This is a genomic window from Nocardia sp. CDC160 (genome assembly GCF_035818795.1).
GTDB lineage: Bacteria > Actinomycetota > Actinomycetes > Mycobacteriales > Mycobacteriaceae > Nocardia.
In genome coordinates this window covers 42,490-63,460 of the sequence record NZ_JAYKYT010000008.1, presented here as the reverse complement: position 1 = coordinate 63,460, position 20,971 = coordinate 42,490, and the positions used below count along the sequence as shown (strand labels likewise).

The 20,971-nt window shown below is 69.7% G+C and carries 12 protein-coding genes; 6 read left to right on the top strand and 6 right to left on the bottom strand.

From position 1 onward, the window contains the following. Window positions 1–3 precede the first annotated feature (3 nt). From VMT40_RS34635 to VMT40_RS34625, 3 genes are read right to left on the bottom strand one after another with little or no spacing between them, the layout of a single operon-like run. A complete protein-coding gene (locus VMT40_RS34635; protein WP_326363718.1) occupies window positions 4–1,596 on the bottom strand; it encodes an ArnT family glycosyltransferase in 1,593 nt (530 codons plus the stop codon). Further along, window positions 1,593–2,996 (bottom strand): MFS transporter, encoded by a 1,404-nt coding sequence (locus VMT40_RS34630; RefSeq protein WP_326363716.1) that lies wholly within the window; start codon window positions 2,994–2,996, stop codon window positions 1,593–1,595. The genes VMT40_RS34635 and VMT40_RS34630 overlap by 4 nt, the downstream gene beginning before the upstream one ends. Next, window positions 2,993–9,274 carry a type I polyketide synthase gene (locus VMT40_RS34625; RefSeq protein ID WP_326363714.1) on the bottom strand — a complete coding sequence of 2,094 codons (6,282 nt, stop codon included), beginning with the start codon at window positions 9,272–9,274 and terminating at the stop codon, window positions 2,993–2,995. The genes VMT40_RS34630 and VMT40_RS34625 overlap by 4 nt, the downstream gene beginning before the upstream one ends. A gap of 205 nt (window positions 9,275–9,479) precedes the next feature. Here VMT40_RS34625 and VMT40_RS34620 point away from each other — a divergent pair, with 205 nt between their 5' ends. The 3 genes from VMT40_RS34620 to VMT40_RS34610 all read left to right on the top strand — a co-directional run bounded on the left by VMT40_RS34620 (window position 9,480) and on the right by VMT40_RS34610 (window position 14,406). Next, window positions 9,480–11,594: an MMPL family transporter gene (locus VMT40_RS34620; protein WP_326363712.1), complete on the top strand. Its 2,115-nt coding sequence runs from the start codon at window positions 9,480–9,482 to the stop codon at window positions 11,592–11,594. A gap of 189 nt (window positions 11,595–11,783) precedes the next feature. Then, on the top strand, window positions 11,784–13,025 hold the full coding sequence (locus tag VMT40_RS34615; protein ID WP_326363708.1) for a PucR family transcriptional regulator: 1,242 nt from the start codon (window positions 11,784–11,786) through the stop codon (window positions 13,023–13,025). 76 nt (window positions 13,026–13,101) lie between these two features. Continuing rightward, on the top strand, window positions 13,102–14,406 hold the full coding sequence (locus VMT40_RS34610) for a PucR family transcriptional regulator (protein ID WP_326363706.1): 1,305 nt from the start codon (window positions 13,102–13,104) through the stop codon (window positions 14,404–14,406). A 58-nt stretch (window positions 14,407–14,464) separates the two neighbouring features. On the opposite strand, the gene VMT40_RS34605 is transcribed toward VMT40_RS34610, so the two are convergent. Beyond that, complete coding sequence (locus VMT40_RS34605; protein ID WP_326363704.1) at window positions 14,465–15,475, bottom strand: FAS1-like dehydratase domain-containing protein; 1,011 nt, start codon at window positions 15,473–15,475, stop codon at window positions 14,465–14,467. A gap of 15 nt (window positions 15,476–15,490) precedes the next feature. Continuing rightward, entirely contained in the window at window positions 15,491–16,054 is a 564-nt protein-coding gene (locus tag VMT40_RS34600) for a YdcF family protein (RefSeq protein ID WP_326363702.1), read from the bottom strand. A gap of 370 nt (window positions 16,055–16,424) precedes the next feature. Between VMT40_RS34600 and VMT40_RS34595 the strand changes: the two genes are divergently transcribed. Both VMT40_RS34595 and VMT40_RS34590 read left to right on the top strand, forming a co-directional pair. Continuing rightward, window positions 16,425–17,624 (top strand): esterase/lipase family protein, encoded by a 1,200-nt coding sequence (locus VMT40_RS34595; protein ID WP_326363701.1) that lies wholly within the window; start codon window positions 16,425–16,427, stop codon window positions 17,622–17,624. 207 nt (window positions 17,625–17,831) lie between these two features. Further along, the gene (locus VMT40_RS34590) at window positions 17,832–18,833 is read left to right on the top strand and encodes an alpha/beta hydrolase (RefSeq protein WP_326363699.1); all 1,002 of its coding nucleotides are present in this window, start codon (window positions 17,832–17,834) and stop codon (window positions 18,831–18,833) included. On the opposite strand, the gene VMT40_RS34585 is transcribed toward VMT40_RS34590, so the two are convergent. Next, window positions 18,827–19,495 carry a TetR/AcrR family transcriptional regulator gene (locus tag VMT40_RS34585; protein WP_326363698.1) on the bottom strand — a complete coding sequence of 223 codons (669 nt, stop codon included), beginning with the start codon at window positions 19,493–19,495 and terminating at the stop codon, window positions 18,827–18,829. The two genes, VMT40_RS34590 and VMT40_RS34585, sit on opposite strands and share 7 nt — an antisense overlap. A 103-nt stretch (window positions 19,496–19,598) precedes the next feature. On the opposite strand from VMT40_RS34585, the gene VMT40_RS34580 reads away from it, so the two are divergent. After that, window positions 19,599–20,969: an ABC1 kinase family protein gene (locus VMT40_RS34580; RefSeq protein ID WP_326363696.1), complete on the top strand. Its 1,371-nt coding sequence runs from the start codon at window positions 19,599–19,601 to the stop codon at window positions 20,967–20,969. Window positions 20,970–20,971 lie beyond the last annotated feature (2 nt).

The window sequence follows — 20,971 nt, the reverse complement described above, 5'->3', positions numbered from 1 at the left end:
TGTCTAGCGGTTGGTTCCGTCGACCAGCCGCAGCGTCCGCAGCCCCGGCCACACCGCCGACCAGCGCGCGTGCGGGTCCAGGCACAACCACACGGTCACACCGCGATTCACGCTCGGGAAGCCGAGCCGCCGGTCGATCCGTGTCAGCACGCTCACCTGCGAGAACTCGACGCCGAGCCCGCCCGGCGGGGCATCGACCCCGACATAGAGCACGATGTTGGCGGTATCGGGCGGCGGGTCGAAATACCCGTACCCCCGATTCGGGCTGTACACCCGCGGCAGCCCCGCGGCGCGGCCGAAGAATTCGAGTCCCGCCGCCTGCCAATAGTTCTGGGTCACTATCACCGCGCGGGTGCGCGCCTGCTGCGGCAGCCTGTCGCGCGCCTCCTCGACCGCGGCGACCAGATCGTCCCACCCGGACGGGCCGAAAAGGCGGCTGCGCCAGTCGATCTGGCTGTAGGCGTCGGTCGGGCGCAGATGCGACGCCGACAGCGGCAGCGCGACGACGGCGAGGACAGTGATCACCGTGGCGAGCGCGGTCACGGCCACGCCGAAGGCGCGGACGCCGGAGCCGAATTCGCGCCGACCCAGATAGGCAGCGCCCGCGGCGAACAAGCCGGGAAACCCACCGACCACGAAATAGGGCCGAAGTCCCGCGAAGAGGACGGCAACCAGCCCGAGGACGACGACAGGAACCAGAAATCGATAGGGCCGCAAGCGTTCCCACCGCAGCCCCGCCCACATACCGGCCAGCAGCAGCAAGCCCATCGGTCCGGTGGTCATGATGATCTGCCAGGGCATGCCCACCAGTCCGCCGCTGGTGGACAGCTGCTCGTCACGTACGACCGCACTCATCCCGAATTGTGGCCAGCCGTGGGTGTACTGCCACCACAGGCCCGGCAGCGCCGCGGCGGCGAACAGGCCGGTGCCCAGCCACCAGGCGGGCCGTCGCACCATCTCGCGCGGCCCGAGCACCGCCACACTCGCCGCCAGTCCCGCCCAGATCACCGGGATCAGCCATTTGACCTGAACATCCAGGGCCGCCACCAGACCGGCCGCCACCAGCAGAGGGTCGCGCCGCACCCGCACCCAGCGGATCAGCAGCCAGCTGATCGTCGCGGTGCAGGTGGCGTCGAAGGCGAAGGTGGACAGCATCGCCGACTGCATGACGGCCGCGGGGGTGACGGCATACGCCAGCGCGGCCAGCACCTGCGGTCGGAGTCCGCCACCGAATTCCCGTGCGAGCGCGGCACTCAGCGCGATGGCCGCGAGGGTCGCCACCACGGCGGGCAGCCGCAGCACCACCGCGGAACCCGGGTCGAGGTGATCGGCCAGCGCGGCCAGCAGCGGCACCAGCGGTCCCTGGTCGGCGTATCCGGCCGCGGGGCGATGCCCGGCGGCAATGAAATACAGTTCGTCCCCGCCGAATTCGTACCGATCCAGCCGCAGCAAAAACAGTGCGCCCGCGAGCAGGACGACGGCCGAGACCGGGCCCCACGCGAAGGGCGGGGCAGCGTCGATATCCGGCGACCGATGCGGCACCGGCGTGCGCTCGGCCGCGGCCGCCGCCGGATCCCGCCGAGCCACGAAACTCACTGCTCCTCCACCGGTTTCGGTAGTGCGAGGGTGAGCGCGCCCAACCCGAGCGCCACCACTGCGATCGCGGCGAACATGGTGACGCTGCCGCCGAGGGTGTGCGCGCGGAAGAACACCGCGCTCAGCACCGCCAATCCCAGCCCGTTGCCGATCTGTTCGACGGTCGGCAGCAGGCCCGAGGCCGCGTCCATGCGCGCCCGATCCAGCCGCGACAGCATGAGCGGCTGCAGCGGCACCGCGAACACGCCGACACCCAGCCCGGCCAGGAACACCGGCCCGACCGCCAGCGGCAGCGACACCGCCCCCGCGGTCAGCCGCAGGTACCCGGCCCCGACCGCGACACACCCGCCGTAGGTGGCGATTCCGGCCGCGAGCACGCGAACTCCCCACCACCGCACCAGCATCGGCGAGACGAGCGCACCGGCGCCCGCGCCCAGCGCGAACGGGGTCATCAGCACGCCCGTGCGCAGCGGCGAGAAGCCGAGTTCGTCCTGCAGCGTGATCGACACCGCGAAGACGAACGCCGTGAAGAGCCCGAAGAACACGGTGACGAGCACCGAGCCGACGGCGAAACCCCGATCGGTGAACAGGTCGAACCGCAGCAGCGGCTGGCCACCGTGGCGCGTCTCCCCGCGCTGCTGGACGAGGAACACCACCGCCCAGCACAGCGACACCAGCATCACCACGCCCGCCCCGGCCCGCCAGCCGTGCTGCTGAATATCGGTGAGCGCGTACAGGAATCCGAACAGGCTCACCGTCGACAGTGCCGCGCCACCGAGATCCAGCCGGACCCGATGGACGGGCCGACCGTGCCGCAGATACCGCAGCGCGAGCGCGAAGGCCAGCGCGCCCAGCGGCAGGTTGAGCAGGAACACCGCATGCCAGCCCAGACCCCACGGATTCACCGACACCAGCGCCCCGCCCAGCATCGGGCCGAGCATTCCGGCGAATCCGGCCACCGCACCGTAGATCGCGAACACCCGCCCGTGCCGTTCCCGCGGAAAGGCGGCCGTCAGAATGGCGATGGTCTGCGCCGCCATGCCCGCGCCCGCCACGCCCTGCACGATGCGCGCGGCCACGAGTTCCACCGCGCTGCCGGACAATCCGCACCACACCGAGGCCCCGGTGAAGGCCGCCACCGAGCCGAGGAACATCGCGCGCCGTCCGAGCAGTTCGCCGAGCCGGGCGGCGGTCAACAGCGTGCAGGCGAAGGCCAGCGAGTAGCCCGAGACCACCAGCAGCTGTTCGCGTTCCGAGGCCGCGAGGTCCGCGGTCATGGCGGGCAGCGCCGTGTTCACGATGGTCACGTCGATCATCTGCATGAACACCGCGAGTAGGCAGCCGGTGCAGACCAGCCACGCGGCCGTCGTGCCGGAGCGGCGGGCGAGCAGGTCGATCACGGCCGCGCCCCGATCGGTTCCCCGGTCGCCAGGATGAGCTCGGCCACCTTCGGCCCGGCCTGCTGCAGGCTGAAGGAGCGGCCCAACTGCAGCGACATCAGTTCGATGCCAAGCTGTTTGGCGACCCGTGCCCCGAATTCGACGGCCATGAGCGAATCGATGCCCAGCTCCGGCACCGGCACGTTCAGATCGACGGACTCCGGCGGCACGCCCATCACCACCGCGAGCTGGTCGGCGAGCATGCGCGCCACGGCCGGGCCGCGCTTGCTCTCCTCGAGGGCCCGCAGCTCCGCCTGCAGGCGCGCCAGCTCCGAACTGTCGCGCACCGAGGACGCCACCAGGGCCGAGAGCCGCCCGACCCGGCCCAGCTGCGGAAAGGTCGCGGTGAGCTTGGCCCAGTCGACGGGAATGATGGCCGCGCGGGTCACCCCCAAGCGCAGCGCCTGCTCCAGATACGCGGTGCCGTCGGCCATGTCGATCGGGGCGAAGCCGACCAGATCCAGATACTTGGCCGCCTTCTCCTCGGCCGCCATGCCGCCGCTGGTGCCGGACATGTGACCCCACCCGATGCAGGTCACCGGCACGCCGGTGCGCGCCCAACGCTCGGCCAGCGCCTCCACCGCGACATTGGCCGCACAGTAGTTGTATTGGCCGAAGATGCCGAACATCGAACCGCCCGAGGAGTACAGCACGAAGACGTCGAGCCGTATGCCCGCTTGGGTGACCGCCCGGTGCAGGTTGCGCGCCCCGTCCACCTTCGGCCGGTAGACGCGGGTCAGCTGGTCGAGGTCCATGTCCGCGATTCGGTTGTCCGACACCGCACCTGCCGCGTGGAAGACACCGCGCAGCGGGGACAGGATCCGGTGCGCACGCCCGATCAGGCGCGAGACCGCGTCGGGGTCGGTGACGTCGGCCAATTCCTCGACGACCTCCACGCCCAGGGTGCGCCAGGCCGCGAGCTGCTGGCGCGCCGCCGCGCTGGACGGCCCGCCGCGGCCCGCCAGCACGAGCCGCCGCGCGCCCTTGCTCACCAGCCAGCGGCCGGTGGCCAGACCGAAGCCGCCGAACCCGCCCGTGATGAGATAGGTTGCCGTGGAGTCGATCTCGACGTCGGGCAGCCGCGGGCGCACCGGTGGGGCGGGCGCGTCCATGCGCAGCGCGACCCGGCTGGTGCGGGTGGACCGCACGACCGCCTCGAAAGCCGGTGCCACCTCGTGGGTTTCGAACAGTTCGTAGGGGAGCGCGGCATAGACACCGTTGTCGATCTTGTCGTAGACCCGGCGCAACAACTCGGCCAGCTGCAGCGGCCGCACGGCGCACATGCGGTCCAGATCGATCGAGAAGTAGGACAGATTCTTGTCGAAGTTGGCCAGTTCCAGCAGCCCGCCGGTATAGATGTCGGCCTTGCCGATCTCGACGATGCGGCCGAATTCGGTGACGGCCTTGAAGTTCTGGCGCAGGATCTCGCCCGGCGCGGTGCTGAGCACCACATCCGCGCCCAGCCCGTCGGTGAGCGCCAGCACGTCGTCGGCGAAGTTGAGCGAACGCGAGTTCAACGCGTGATCGGCTCCCAGCGCGAGAATGTGGGCGCGCCGCTCCGGGGTGCTCGCGGTGCCGATGATGCGCGCTCCCACCAGCTTTGCCACCTGGATGGCGGCCGAGCCGACCCCGCCCGCCGCGCCGTGAATGAGCACCGTCTCGCCGCGCAGCAGCCGCGCGAGATCGAGGAGCGCGTACTCGGCGGTGCCGAATGCCGTGGTGCTGGTGCAGATTCCGGGCTCGGCATCCCGGGGCAGCCGGATCGCCGAGCGGGCCGGGACCACCCGGAACCGGCGCATCATGTCCTTGGTGGCGATGGCCACCTGGTCGCCCACCGCGAGGGTGGTGACGCCGGGACCGAGTCGTTCCACCGTCCCGACCCCCTCCATGCCGGGTGAGGTGCCGAAGTAGGTCGGGGCCAGTTCCCGTTCGCCGAGGATGCCCATGACCTTGAGGGGGTCCTTGTAGTTGAGGCCGATCACCCGCATCCGGACCTCGACCTCACCGGCACCCGGGGCCGGGCGCGCACAGCCGCGCCAGGCCAGCGCGGACAGTAGCCGCGAGCGCGGCAGGTCCAATGCGAAGTTGGCGTTCGGATCGGCCAGCGGCGCGGCGGTTTCCAGGGCCTCGATGCGCTCGGGCAGCGGGAGCGTCACGACCGGGGCCCAGCGCTGGTTGCCGCGCAACAGCACTTCGTCGTTGGGGTTCAGCGACAACGCGCCGGGTGCTGCGAGTTCGGTGATCAGATCGATGAGCGCGACGCCGGGCTCGGCATCGACCAGCCGCCACCGCAGGCGCGGCTGCTCGTTGAGCAGCACGCGCCGCGCACCCGCCAGCGCCGCATGGGCGGAATCCGGGGCCACCGGGCCGCCGGGCAGAGCGAAGGCCCGATCGGTCACGAGCGTGGCGCGATAGGAGTCGTCCGCGTATTCCTCGAGCGCGACCGAGAGGCGTTTGAACGTCCACAGCGCTGTCACGTCGTCCTCGATCGCGCCCGCCACCACACAGACATGGACCTCGCGCACACCCGGTTCCGCGGCCGCGGACGCCAGCCGCTCGGCGAGTTCGGCCTCGAGTTCCGCGTTCGCGGCATCCGCGCGCAGATACCGGCACGGGCGCAGGACCGCGGCCAGCCGCTCGGCGCGCAGGACCGGACCCAAGGCCACCACGACGGTGGCGGTGGCGTCGGTCGGCGGCAGCGTGCTCGGGTCGAGTGGTTCCAGCTGCTCCATGGTGTCGGCGTAGAAGAAGTCGGCCATTCGGCGCAGCGGATCGGCGCCGGGGTCGAGCGCCCCGATCCGGACTCCGGCCAACCGCAGGCACGGATTCCCTTCGCCGTCCACGACTTCCACATCTGCGCACAGTGCCGCGGCCGTGGCTCGTCGCGCGATCACGGTGAGTTCTTGTGGCAGTGGGCCGTACAGTCGGACGCTGTCCACGCCGACCGGAACCATCGCGCCCGCACCGAGCTCCGCGTCGGCGAACAGCAGCGCCGCGGTCTGCATGGCGGCGTCCACCACCGCCGGATGCACGAGATGCCCGGAACCGGCGGCGATCTCGCCGTCGACCGTGGCCACCACGACATCGGCGTTCGCGCGCACCGCGGTCACCCGGCGGAAGACCGGACCGTAGCGCAGGCCGCGTGCGGCGAGCGCGGAATAGAACAGGTCGGGGTCGAGGTCGACCGCCGAATCGAGCTCGGGTGGAATGGTTTTCGACGGTTCATAGCCCTCGGTGAGCAGCCGCCCGGTCGCGTTCACCGTCCACACCGATCCGGTCGCGGGCCGCGAGCGGATCAGGAATCGGCCGCTGGAATCCTCGACACTGGTCTCGAACAGCGGCACATCCGATGCCGCGATGACGAGCGGGGCGACGAACCGCACGCCTTCGAGCGCCACCCGGGTGCCGCCCGAGCGGCTGGCCGCGGCGCTGAGCGCGGCATCCAGATACGCCGCGCCGGGCAGGATCCGGGCACCGGCGACCACGTGATCGTCGATCCACGGCAGATTCTGCGAACCGATCTGCAACAGCCAGCCCGGCCGACCCTCCAGATCCGGGTCGCCGAGCAGGGCGTAACCGCCCGGGGTGCCCAGCCGCATCTGCTCGAAAAGCGGTAGCGGCGTATGCAATCGGGTGTGCTGCCACGGATAGCGCGGCAGCGGGAGGTACGCGGTGGGCGGATGATCGTGCGGGAAGAGCGCGTCGGGTTCGACCGCCCCCGCGGCGTAGAGGCCGATGAGGGTGCGGCGCAGGCTCACCGAGTCCGGCTGCTTGCGATCGAGGGTGGCCACGGTCGCGCCGGTGTCGCCCGCGCCCACCAGCAGCTCGCGAATATTGCCCGACAGCACCGGATGCGGACCGACCTCGAGGAATATCTGGCTGTCGGCGGCCAGCAGCGCCGCGATGGCGTCCGAGAATCGCACGGGCTGGCGGACGTTGGCGCACCAGTAGTCCGCGTCCCACTTCTCGTCGGTCACCGCCGCGCCCGTGACGGTGGAATACAGCGGCACACTGGGAGCACGCGGCGTCAGCCCCGCCAGCGTGACCCGCAGCTGCTCGAGAATCGGGTCCATCAGGCGGCTGTGATACGGCACCTCCACCCGCAGTCGGCGCGCGAAAACGCCGTCATCGGTGAGAGTTTCGGCGATCTCGTCGAGCCGGTCGACCGCGCCCGAGAGGGTCAGCGACGTCGGGCTGTTGATCGCGGCGATGTCCACCCGCGGATCCCCGTCGATGAGCCGGTGCGTCTGCTCCGCGGTGAGCCCGACCGCCAGCATGCCCCCGGACCCGGCCGTGGCGGCCTGCAACCGGGAGCGGTGGTAGGCGACGGTCACGGCGTCCTCGAGGGAGAGCACGCCCGCCACATACGCGGCCGCCACCTCGCCGACGCTGTGGCCGACAATGGCCGCCGGGGTAATGCCGAATTCGGCCAGCGCGCTCACCAGCGCCACCTGGACCAGGAAGTTGGCGGGCTGGGCGATCTCGGTGGCGTGCATGGCCGAATCCTGTTCGGAGCGCAGCAGCTCCTCGAGGATCGACCAGCCCGACACCGCCCGGAACGCGGCATCCACGCGGCGCGCGGTCTCGGCGAAAACGCCGTCGGTGGTGAGTGCTTCGCGCGCCATGCCCCACCACTGCGGACCCATGCCGGAGAACACGAACACCGGTTCGGCGACCCGGCGTCCGACAATGCGCACGGCGTCGCGCTCGTCGCCCGCCGCGTACCGGCGCAGGTCCCGCACGAGCGTGTCGCCGAGCGGGAACCCGGTGCGGAACGGGTGATGGGCCAGGCGCGTCCACGCCGCCTCCGCGAGGTGACCGGGATCGGCTCCGGCGGCGAGCAGGTCGGCGAAGCGTCCCGACAGCTCGCGCACCGCCGCCGGATCGCGCCCGGACACCGGCAGCACGCCGAAATGCTTTGGTGCGGTGGGAGGCTCGGGCGCGGCGGCCGGGTACTCCTGCAGGATCACGTGCGCGTTGGTGCCGCCGTAGCCGAAACCGTTGACCGCGACGGTCATTCGCTCGATCTCCGGGGCCACCGGCTCGGCTTCCAACTGGACGTGCAGGTTCAGATCGGTGAACGGGATGTCCGGGTGCGCGGTGTCGAACCAGCCCTGGGGTGGAATGGTGCGATGCGCGATGGCCAGCGCCGATTTGATGACGCTCGCCACCCCGGACGCGGCCTCGGTGTGGCCGAGCGTGGCCTTGATCGACCCGACGCCGAGCGACCCGACGCGCCCCTCGGCGGTGCCGTAGACGCGGCCGAGCGCACGCAGTTCGATCGGGTCGCCGACCGGTGTGCCGGTACCGTGCGCCTCCACGTAGGTGATCTCGGCGGGGCTCAATCCCGCACGGGCGCAGACGGTTCGGGCCAACCGCTCCTGGGACGTCGCATTCGGTACGGTGATGGCGGTGGTACGCCCGTCCTGATTCGCCCCCGTGGCCTTGATGACGGCGTAGATCCGGTCGCGGTGGCGAATCGCCTCGTCGAGGCGTTCGAGCACGATCATCCCGCCGCCCTCGCCGCGCCCGTACCCGTCCCCGGCGGCGTCGAAGGATTTGCAGCGCCCGTCCGCCGCGAGGAACCCGCCCTTGCACATCATCACGAACGTCTCGGGCTGCAGCATGATGTTCACCCCGCCCGCCAGCGCGATCTCACAGTCCCCGCGCTGCAGCGCCTGGCAGGCCAGATCGATCGCCACCAGCGACGACGAACAGGCGGTGTCGACGGTCAGGGCCGGACCGGTGAGGTTGAGCGCGTAGGCGATCCGGTTCGACAGCATGGTGTAGGACGCACTCGCGGCGGTGTGCATGTCCACGTGCGGCAAGGCCGGGCCGACGATGCCGACCACCGATTGATCCACCACGAAACCGCCGACGTACACCCCGACGGCCGCCCCGCTCGCGCGGGCGGCGGCACCGGCGTCGTCGAGCGCCTCCCAGGCGACCTCGAGCAGCAGCCGCTGCTGGGGATCGAGACCGGTGGCCTCGCGCCGCGAGATCCCGAAGAAGTCCGGATCGAACTCCCAGGGGTCGGTGGTCAGGAACGCGCCGCGCTTGGTGTAGCTGCGCGCGGGGGTGCGCCGGTCTGGGTCGTACCAGCGGCGGTAGTCCCAGCGGCTCGCCGGAATATCGACCACGGCGTCCCGCTTCTCGACGACGAAATCCCAGAAACTCTGCGGTGAATCGATTCCGCCGCCATAACGGCAACCGATACCGACGACGGCGATATCCGACATGCGTTTCCTCCCGAATTGCGGTGCGGCCGATAGTACTGGCGGCACAAGGGATTTCGACCACCGAGCGGACAATGCTGAAGCACGGCACAATTCCCGGAAGCCGGGCCTGTGATGCGCCACGAAATGTCTTTCTCGAGAATTCGGCCACCGCCGCTGGCCCGTAGCATCCGCACGCGATCCGCGAGACATTCGGAAGTGGGCTGTGATGATCGGGTTCGCGCGCTGGGGAGAAATCGTGGTCCGGCGGCGCTGGCCGGTGCTCGGCCTGGTGGCCGCCGCGTTGCTCGCGCTGGGCGGGTACGGGCTGGGGCTGTCGTCGCACCTGAGTTCGGGCGGTTGGGACGATCCGGGATCGGAATCGGTGCGGGCGGCGCGATTGCGCGACACCGCCTTCGGGCGCGATCACAGCGGCGACGTGATCCTGCTGTTCCACGCCCCGGACGGCACCACGATCGACGACCCGGACTTCGCGCGCACCGTCACCGCCTACCTGAACGACCTGCCGCGACGGCATCCCCGTGAGATCACCGGGGTCAATGGCGCGTACTGGCCCACCGAAACCGGTGTGGCGCAACGGGCCATCTTCGGCACCGCCGACCGGCGCGACGGCTTCGCCTCGATCGCCCTCGCGGGCGACGACGACACCACCCGCATGCGCAACTTCCACACGGTGGCCGCGGACTTCCGGCTCCCGGGCGTGGACCTGCGGGTCGCCGGTGGGCAGCCGGTGGGCGCGGCCCTGAACGACACCATGGCGCAGGACCAGCGGCGCATGGAACTGCTGGCCGTTCCGGCGGTCGCGGTGCTGCTGTTCCTGCTCTTCGGCGGTGCGGTGGCCGCGGCGCTGCCGCTGCTGTGCGGCGGACTGACCGTGCTGGGCGCGTGGGGGATCGTGCGCTCGCTGACCACGGTGACCGAGGTGAATTCGTTTGTGGAGCCGATTGTTTCGATGATCGGACTGGGGCTGGCCGTCGACTACGGGCTGTTCCTGGTGAGCCGGTTCCGCGAACAGCTGGCCGCGGGCGACGAGGTCGACGCCGCCGTCGGGCACGCGGTGTCGACCGCCGGGCGCACCGTCGTGTTCTCCGCCGTCATCGTCGTCACCGCGAGCAGCGGTGTGCTGCTGTTTCCGCAGAACTTCCTGCGCTCGTTCGCCTTCGGCGCGATCGTGACCGTCACCCTGGCGGCGCTGACCTCGCTCACGGTGCTGCCCGCACTGCTGGCCGTACTCGGACGACGCGTGAACCGGCTCGGCGTCAAACGGTTCCGCGGCACCGGGGCGGACCCGGCGGGGCGGTGGTATCGGACGGTGGCCTGTGTCGTGAAACACCCTGTCGCCGTACTGATTCCGGTGTGCGCCGGGTTGCTCCTGCTCATCGCGCCGATCACGGATCTGGCCTTCGGCGGGATCAGTGAGCGATTCCTGCCGCCGCAACACGCCACCCGCGTGGCCCAGCAGCGGTTCGACGAATTGTTCCCCGCGCGGCGCATCGATCCCGTGCTGCTGGTCATCCGCACCGACGACCCGCGAGCCGCGGGCGCGGTGTGGCAGCAGGCCAACGGTGTCGACGGGCTCGCGGCCCCCTTCGGCGTGCCCCGGCGCAGTACCACACGGCCGGACGTGTTCACCACCGATGCGCCACTGCGGAATTCGCGCGCGGCGGACCCGACCATCGAGCAGCTGCGCGCCATCGCCACCCCGCCGGGCACGACCGTCGAGGTCGGCGGGCAACCGGCCGTCCTGCACGACAGCCTGCGCGCGTTGGCCGAACGCCTGCCGTGGATGGTCGCGCTCGTCGTGTCCGCGACGACGGTGCTGCTCTTCCTGGCCTTCGGGTCACTGGTCCTGCCCGTGCAGGCCGCCGTGCTCAACGCCCTGGGACTCGCTGCGACACTGGGCATTTCGACGTGGATCTTCATCGACGGCCACGGCTCCGGGCTGATCGGATTCACGCCGCAGCCGATCATGGCGCTGGTCCTGGTGGTGATCATCGCCGTCGTCTACGGCCTTTCCACCGACTACGAGGTCTTCCTGCTCTCACGCATTGCCGAGGCACGGGCGGCCGGTGCCGCGACCGCCGAGGCGGTGCGCACCGGAACGGCGAGCACCGGGCGCATCATCACGGCGGCAGCGGTGATCCTGCTGGTCGTGGTGGGCGCGTTCGCCTGCTCCGAACTGCTGATGATGCAGTACATCGCCTACGGCACGATCGCGGCCCTGCTCATCGACGTCACCGTCCTGCGCATCCTGCTGGTGCCCGCGACCATGGCCCTGCTCGGCGAGCGGTGCTGGTGGCCCCGCGGCGGCGTCGAAAAGTGAGTTGATCTCACCATCATGCGGCGAGTCTCGCATGTACTGGGCCCTGGCAAACGATTGCTTGCCCAGGTCATCACGGTGATTCGCGGCCGTGCAATCCTCTCTTCGAAAGAGAGTAGAAGGTGAGTCCTTGATCACCTTAGAGTTTCGACATCCACCGATGATGTGCTGTAGATCGGAAGGAAGTCGACGATGACAACCGACGGAACACTGCGGGTGGGCCTGACCGTCTCCGGTCGCCCGATGTCCACTCCGCTGCAAGACGTTCGAACGGTATCCCGGCAGCTGGTAGGCCATTTCGTCGACCACGTCATCCCGTGCGCGACCCTGCCCGGCGACATCATCGCCGGGGATGTCACGGCCGTCACCCGGGCCTGCCTGGAACTTGCCGTGAGCATGCTCGACGGTCAGGACATTCCGGCCAAGACGGGCAGGCTGAGCGAGGCCGCGGCCGGATGGGCGCGTGAGGGCGTGCCGATCGACACCGTCCTGCACTCCATCCACGAGGGCTTCAAGCTCGGCATGGATCGGGTGATGGCCCAGGCGACCACGAATGACCACGAGAACCTGATCGAGGGCGCGAAACTCGTGGTGACCATGCTCGACACCATCAATGCCGTCGTGGCGCGCGCCTACGTCCGCGAGCACAAGGCCGTGGTCTCCGAGCATCACACCGCCGTGCACACCCTCACCTCGGCGCTGCTGGGCGGGCATCCGACCTCGACCATGGCCCGCGAATGCGGCATCGAGATCGCGGACGCGTATTACGTGCTGGCCCTTGCCATTCCGAAGCATCCGGACGAACGGCATCCGCGGCTGGACGGGAAGGTGGTGGCGCGCCGCAAGCTGCGCCGACTCCAGGCCGAACTCGCGACCCGCTGCGGCGACACCGCGCTGGCGCTGCTGAGCGTGGACGGCGGCACCATCCTGGTGCCCACCACCACCCGCGCCGACGAGCATCTGGACGAGCTGATCGCCCAACTCGCCACGGCGGCACGGGTTCCCATCACCGCGGCCCTGGTGATCGCCGCCCCGGCCGAGATACCCGCCGCCGCCGACCGCGCGCACGAACTGCTGGACATGGTGCAGCGGCTGGACTGCGTCGCCGGGCTGTACCGATTCACCGATATGGCCTTGGAATACCAGCTCACCCGGCCCGGGCCCGGTCGCGAAACACTGGGCGCGCTGCTCGACCCGCTCGACGCTCATCCCGAACTGCTGCACACCCTGCAATGCCACATCGCGAACAATCTCAATCGGCAGCGCACCGCGCGAATCATGCACATCCACACCAATACCGTGGATTATCGATTGAAACGCATATGTCAGCTCACCGGATTCGACCCGACCCTGACCGCCGATTTGTGGCAGCTGCGGTCCGCGCTCATCGCCCGCTCGTTCTCCGATCACAGCGACGCGGATCGAAGTCTGTGAAGTATCCGAAAAAGACGGTGGTGCACGCGAATACGCCCCGACGACTCGTAGCCTGAGGCCGAAATCAGGAGGCGTGTTGAAAACACCACAAATCGCGGAATCCCTCCGGCCCGCCGACCCCGCCGACGCGGACCGCCGGATCTTCGCCACGAAACTGGCCGAATTGTTTTCCAGCGGCACGGAATGGCCCGGGCCCGGCGATTTCGACGACCGGGTGCGCGCCTGTCTCGCACCCGGCGCGCGCGCCGGGTCCGGATCGCCCGGCCAGCCCTCCGGATGGCTGGTGGGTGTCGCCGAGGCGGCGGCCGCCTGGGCGCGCGAGGGCATCGGCCTCGATCGTGTCCTGCTCGGCTATCACGAGGCCATCCACGACGGCCTGGAGCTGGCCGTCACCGAATCACCCGGCGTGGACGCCACCGCCGCCGGGCGCGTGGGACTGCTGCTGGGTCTGCTGCGGGCGGTGACGGTGGCGGCCACGTCCGCCTACGTCGAGGAGTACCGCTTCGTGGCGCGCCAACACCAAACCGCCGCGCAAACTCTGGTCGCGGCGCTGCTGAGCGGCCACAGCCGGTCCATGCTGGCGCGGCGCGCGGGCATCGCGATCGCCCGCGCGTATCAGGTTGTCGCCCTGAATATTCCGACCGGCACCGCGGAACCGCGCGGCGCGGAGGCGACAGCTCTGCGCCGCCTGCGCCGCGTCCAGGCGGCCCTGGCATCCGCGCTCGGGTCCCGGGCGCTGTCGCTGCTGACCGTCGGCGGCGGGACCGTGCTGGTCCCGCTGGACGACGCCGCCGGACCCGAACTCGCGGGCGCGTTCACCATGACCACACAGGCGTTGGCGACCCTGACCGAGGCGGCCGGTGCGGGCCTGACCGCGGTGGTGCTGTCCGGGCCGACCGAGCAGATCCCCGATCTCGCGGCCCGCGCGCACGAACTGCTGGAACTGGCGAACGGTCTCGGCTACCCGCCCGGCCTGTACGGCATCTCCGACCTCGCCGTCGAGTATCAACTCTCCCGCCCGGGTCCCGCCCGCGAGCATCTGGCCGATCTCCTCGCCCCGATCCGCGGTAACCCCCGGCTGCACGGCACCCTGGTGATGTTCCTCGAAACCGGCCTCGACCGTACGGAAACCGCGCGCCGACTGGGCGTGCACCCCAATAGCATCACCCACCGCCTGCGTCGTATTCACCGGCTGTCGGGCGTGGACCTGGGTTGCCCGGAAGGCATCGCTCGCGCCCGCGCGGCCCTGCTCGTCCACGGCCTCGTCGCACCCGATGCCGCTGCTCACGAGTCCGATATCCGTGCCCGCGCGGGTGATTCGGGCGCTCGGGAGGCCGTGCGCAACCGGGAGACCATGCGCGACGACGCGGCGATCTGCTGAGCGCGTTGTCCGCTACTCGTGGGCGGGCCGCGGTCGGAGGCGGCCCGCCCTGCGGCGGTCAGTGCGCGGTCGGGGGTGCGAAGCTGATCTCCGCGCTGGCATAGCCGAAGAGCTTGCGGCCCTGTGATTTCGCCTCGATGGCTACGGTCGCGGTGCGGCGGCGCTGGTCGCGCGCCACGACGCGGCCGGTGAATTCGATCTCGGTCTCGTCGCAGCGCGGCACCGTCAGATAGTGCACGTGATTGGCGAATTCGGCGCGGTACTTGGTGACCGCGGCGGGGTCTCGGGTCCAGGAGGTGACATAGCCCGCGGCCAGGGCCAGGATCAGCATGCCGGGGGCCACCAGTGTCGGTGCTTCGCCGTGGGGACCGGGGCGGATGTAGCCGTCGGCCGGATCGCACACGGTGCGTGCGTAATTCGTCAGATCGCGTGCACCCAGCGTGGTGCCCGCGGCGGGCAAGGGGGTGTCCACGGTGAGCCGGTCGAAATCGATGCGGGTGCGGGGCAGGCGGGTCTGGCGCGGGCCGGTGGTGACCGGGGGCTCGCCCGCGGCGAAGCCGGGACGCGCGACCGCCTCGCGGGCCGGGCCGTCCTCATGGTCGCGGGTGCGGGCCAGCAGGGCGGTGGACCCGGTTTGGACGGTCGCGCCGTGTTGATCGGTGAGTACCGCGGTGACGGTGAGGACGTCGAAAGTCCGGAAGTGCCGGAAGGATTCGAAATAGACGTCGCAGGTCAGCAGGTCGCCCGCGAGCAGCGGGCGGGCGAGGTCGAGGGTCTGGTCCACGTGCACGATCCGGTCCAGGCGATAGCCGGTGATGAGCTTCTCGAGGATCTCGCGCCGCGCCCGTTGCCACACCACCGCGGCGAAGGTGGGCGGGGCCACGACCGCGTCGAAACCCAGCCGCGCCGCCGCGCCCTCGTGCCAATGCGCGGGGTGGAAAGCCTGTACCGCGCGGGCGAATTCGCGAATGCGGGCCCGCTCGACCCGGAACGGTTCCGGGCAGCGGTAGTGTCGGCCGACCAGGGCCAGGGCCTGTTCCGCGCCGGTGCTCAGGGTATTGCGGTTCACCGTCGTTCCTCTCCGCTAGGACAGCGGCCCGAAGGGCAGCGGGGTCGGCAGTTCGGCCAAGTCATCGGGGGTGTAGGTGTCGCTGACGTTCACCCCGGCGGCGGTGAACAGGGCCAGAGCGCGGGGCAGATGGTCGGCGGAGGTGACCAGCACGGCGTCGCGGCTGCCGATCTCGGTCATGAGTTCCGCGGACAGTTCGGCGTTCTCGGCCGTCGAGCGCGCGGCCGATTCGAGATGCACGCGCTGTTCCGGAATGCCCCGGGCGATCAGCCAGTCGGCCATGGCCCGCGCCTCGGTGACGCCCGCGCGCGGATTGCCGCCGGTGACAATGACCGGTGAGGCGGGGGAGAGCACGGCCTCCAAATATCCCGCGCGCAAACGGTCGATCAGCTCCGGTCGCATGCCGCCGTCGGGCAGCAGGCCGTAGCCGAGGATGACCACGGCGGTCTCGGGACCGTGGGGGAGCGGCGGCAGGCACGCGGGGGCGTCTGGCGCGGCCGCGGTGAGGGCGGCGCAGGCGAGGGCGGTGGTCGCGGCCGCGTTCCGCAGCCGATGGGAAAGGGCAGACAAGGCGCGCACAGAAACTCCAAAAACGTCCACGCGGGCGGTGACCGGCATGGCCACCGGAATATCAATGATTGGCGCCCGGCGCGCGGTCGCGTGAAATCGAGGACATATCTGGGAAATTCACCGAAATCGGCGGCGACTATTTGTGACCCGCCCTCCGGAGAACGCCTTTGTAGCGTCTCACGGAATTCTCCGCCGGAAATTGGTGAGCTGCTCCAGCATTCGGTCATAGCCCTTCTGGGCTTTCTCGTGCGGGCATAGCTTGAGCGCGGTTCCGATGCCGGAAAACACACGGCGGCAGCGGAACTCGAACCTACGTCGGGCTGCAGGAAGGCACGAAATGAGACGAAGTACCCGCCGCAGGACGGTAAGGACGGCGGTCATGATGGGGGTTTCCCTGCTGGCGGTCGGATTCTCCGGCGCGGGCGCCGACGCGGAACCCCAAGCCCCGCCCATTGGGCAACAGCCGACCGCGGGGCAGCCGACCGAACAAGATTTGGCCGATTACATCGCGGCGGGCGTGAAACAGGCCGGACCGGTCGCCGACAGCGGCAGCGCGGGCAGCTCCGGCTCGGCCTGCACCTCCGGCAGCGGCGCGGGCTCGGGCAACGGTTCCGGCGACTGCTACGGCGGCTCCGGCTCGAGCTCGGGCTCCTCGGGCGGCTACGCCTCCGACACCAAGGGCTACGGGCCGCCCATGACCTCGTGGCTGGCCGCGTTCGGCTACGGGCTGCTCAATCCGGATGTGGCCCCGCCGGGCGCGAACGACTGGAACTGCAAACCCACCGCCGAGCATCCGCGGCCGGTGGTCATGGTCCACGGCACCTGGATGAACGCCTACAACGGATTCGCGTACATGGGCCAGCCCATCAAGGACGCGGGCTTCTGCACCTTCACCTTCAACTACGGCCGGGCCAATCTGCTCGAGGGCGGCGGCCTGGGCTCGATACTGCCGGGCACCATGGGCACCGAATACATCCAGGACTCGGCCAAACAGCTGGCCACCTTCGTGGATCGGGTGCTCGCCGCCACCGGGGCGTCCCAGGTCGATATCGTCGCGCACTCGCAGGGCGGGTCGATGTCGAACTGGTACACCAAGTTCGAGGGCGGGGCGGCCAAGGTGCACAACCTGATCACCTACGGCGCGACCCATCACGGCACCTCGCTCGACGGTATCGGCGCACTGGGCCGGGCGATCAACAACTTCGGCATCGATGTGCTGGGGTTGGTGGAGATCTTCGTGGGCCACTCGGGCATTCAGCAGACCATCGGATCCGATTTCGTGAACAAGCTGAACGCCAACGGGGATACGGTGCCGGGCATCGACTACACCATTGTCGGCACCCGCTACGACGAGGTCACCAACCCGTACGGGCTGACCTTCCTCCAGGCCGGGCCGGGCGCGCAGGTCACCAACATCACGCTGCAGGACGGCTGCGAACAGGACCTGTCCGACCACCTCACGATGATGTATTCGCCGCGGGCGCTGTCCATCGCGCTGCGGGCGCTGGACCCGGTGGGACATCCCAACCTGGACTGCACCTTCAACCCATGGCTCATGGGCGGCGGCGGGTCGCTCTGAGCCGGTAAGCGTGCCGGAGGGGCGGCTGCCCGCCGCACCCGGGCCCCGCCCGCTCCGGCATCGATCGCAGGTTCGCACTGACCTCGGGTGCTCGCGGAGCCGTGCTCGTCATCGCACGGGGATGATCCGCGCCTGCGGGCGCGCCCACCGGGAATGCCCCCTTGAAACCCCCGGTGGGCCTCCGTCCTTCACGAAAGCAGCTGAATTATGTTGTGTCGCACAGCGTTGGCGATCCTCGCGCTTCTCGCGGCGGTGCTCGGGCCGACGCCCGGCCACGCGGCCGCCCCCGACGGGTCCGCGATCACCGGGTCCTGGCCGGTGGACGACCGCACCGTCCAGCTGCGGGTGCACTCCGCGGCGATGGACACCGACATCATGGTGAACGTGCAACGGCCACAGGACGGTTCGGCGGGGCGGCCGGTCCTCTATCTGCTCAATGGCGGCGGGGGCGGCCAGGACAGCGCCACCTGGCAGCACAATACCGACGTGCTCGGGTTCCTGGCCGACAAGCACGTCACCGTCGTGCAACCCATCGGCGGGCGCTGGAGCTATTACACCGACTGGCGCGCGCCGGACCCGAAACTCGGTGTGTACAAATGGAAGACATTTCTGACCGAGGAACTGCCGCCGCTGATCGACACGGAATTCGAGACCAATGGCGTGAATGCCATTGCCGGACTGTCGACTTCGGGAACCTCCGTGCTACAGCTGGCGATCGCCGCACCCGGGCTGTACCGGGCGGTGGCCGCCTACAGCGGCTGTGCGCAGATCAGCGATCCCCTCGGCAAGCTGTTCGTCAAGACGGCGGTGGAGACCTGGGGCGGCGGCGACACCGTGAATATGTATGGGCCCGACAATGATCCGATGTGGGCCGACAACGACCCCTACCTGCACGCGGACGGACTGCGCGGACTCGCGCTGTTCATCTCGACCGGCACCGGGGTGCCCGGCATGTACGACGTCTACAACGGCCCGTTCATGCAACCCGGACCGCGGGGCCTGGTCAATCAGCTGGTGATCGGTGGTGTGCTCGAGGCGGCGGTGAACTGGTGCACGCACAATCTCCAGACCCGACTCGACGGGCTCGGCATCGCGGCCACCTTCGACTTCCAGCCGACCGGAACCCACTCCTGGGGCTACTGGCGCGACGCGCTCGAACGCTCGTGGCCGGTACTCGCCACGGGACTCGCTGTGTCGGAGGGCTATTGAGCCGGAACGAGGGTCGGTCGCCGCTTGCGGATCTCCGCGTCGATCCAGGTGCTCATCATGCGGGCGGTCATGGCGATGGCCTCTTGGCGCTCCTGGCTGCCGACCTCGAGCGCGGTCGAGCGCAGCACGCCCGCGAACCCGGTATTGATCAGCACGAAGGTCATCACGTCGTACTCGTGATCGTCGCCCGGGCCGAGGATCTGGATGAGCAGCACCTTGACCAGCAGGCGCAGGCGCGGCTCGAATTCCGGCAGGCCGCTGCTGTAGAACTGCACGCCCGCCACCAGCGCCCGCACCAGCTTCGCATTGGCGACGAGTTCCTCGGTGAAGACGTCGAGGAGCTCGGTCATGACCTGTTCGCTCGAGCTGATCAGTTCCGGCACCGTCTGCCGCGACAGGCCCGACACCCATTGCGTGAAGCGGCGCTCGGCGTTCTCGAGCAGCCGATTCAGCAGTTCCTCGACAATGACGCCGCGATCGGAGAAGTACCGATACAGCGTGCCGATGCTCACCCCGGCCTCGGCCGCGATTCGATTGGTCGAGGTGTCGGCGATGCCGCGCTCGCCGAACAGCCGGGCCGCGGTATCCAGAATGTGCTCCCGGGTGGCCTTGGAACGCTCCTGTGTCGGTCGGCGGCGTTGGCGCACGGCCTTCGGCGGCATCGCGGCCTCCTCGCTGCGGTGAAACTGAGCAATGCTCATCTTAACCGGCGAAGATCGATCCGGGACCGGTATGTTGTTGCGCTACAAGGCCGAGGAGGTTCGCATGGCCCGCCGAATACCGAAGGGACGCCTGGCGCGCGGCACCCGCATCGGCGGGCTCGCCGCCCGGGAGGCCGCGCGCGGGGTCGGGACGCGGCTGGCCATGATCGGGCGGCCCGAGCAGGCCCGGCGGATCCTTGCCGAGCGCTCCGCGCTGCAGGCGGCACAGCAACTGGTCACCGTGCTCGGCGGCATGAAGGGCGCGGCCATGAAGCTGGGGCAGATGTTGTCGGTCCTGGATCTGGACCTGGTCCCGGAATCGCATCGGGAACTGTTCCGCGCCAAGCTCGCCGAACTGCGCGATCGCGCGCCCGCGGTGCCGTTCACGGGTATGCGCAAGGTGATCGAGGACGACCTCGGACCGCTCTCGCGGGTCTTCGCCGACTTCGACGAGACGCCGGTCGCGGCCGCCTCCATCGGGCAGGTGTACCGGGCCCGTCTGCGCGACGGGCGTGCGGTCGCGGTGAAGGTGAAATACCCGGGCGTGGACGAGGCGGTCCGGGCGGATCTGCGCAATCTCGAAATGCTCAGCGGGCTACTGAGATCGGTGCTGCCCAGCGCCGGGGACGCCGGGGTGCTCGACGAGATCGCGCGCAATGTCGGCGGCGAACTCGACTACGTGAACGAGGCCAGGACACAGCATCGGGTCGCGCAGCGCTACCGAGGCCATCCGTTCATCCTCGTTCCCGACAGCGTCGAAGAGCATTGCACGCACCACGTTCTGGTGACCGAGTTCGTGGAAGGGCAGTCCTTCGAGGGGATTCGGGCGCAGCCGGAGGCTGAACGCGATCGCATCGGTGAGATCGTCTACCGCTTCTACATCACGTCCCTGTTCACCGATTACGAATTCTGCGGGGATCCGCACCCCGGCAATATCCTGCTGCATCCCAGCGGTCGGGTCGGTTTCGTGGATTTCGGGTTGTACAACCGGATGGACGCGGTCCATGTGGAATACGAGCGCACCGGGCTCCGTATCTCCTGTGAGCGCCGCGCCGACGAACTCTACGAGCACTGGGTTCGCCGCGGCATCATCGATCCGGCCGCGGGAGTGACGCCCGAGGAGGTGCTCGACTACGTCTGGGCCGCGGCCGGATGGCATCTGCTGGACGAGGAGATCACCGTGACGCCCGAGCTCGCCACCGGTGCCATTGTCCTGGCCATCGATCCGAGGGCCGCCGAGTTCCGCGGCATGCGACAGCAGTTGCTACCGCCCGAACACGTCTTCTCCCGCCGCGCCGATCTGTTCACCTTCGCCGCGCTCGGCCAGCTGCACACCACCAACAACTGGCACCGCATCGCCCGCGAATGGCTCTACGGCGAATCGCCGACCACCGAAATCGGCCGGACCATCGCGCACTGGCGGTCCGGCCGTTGACT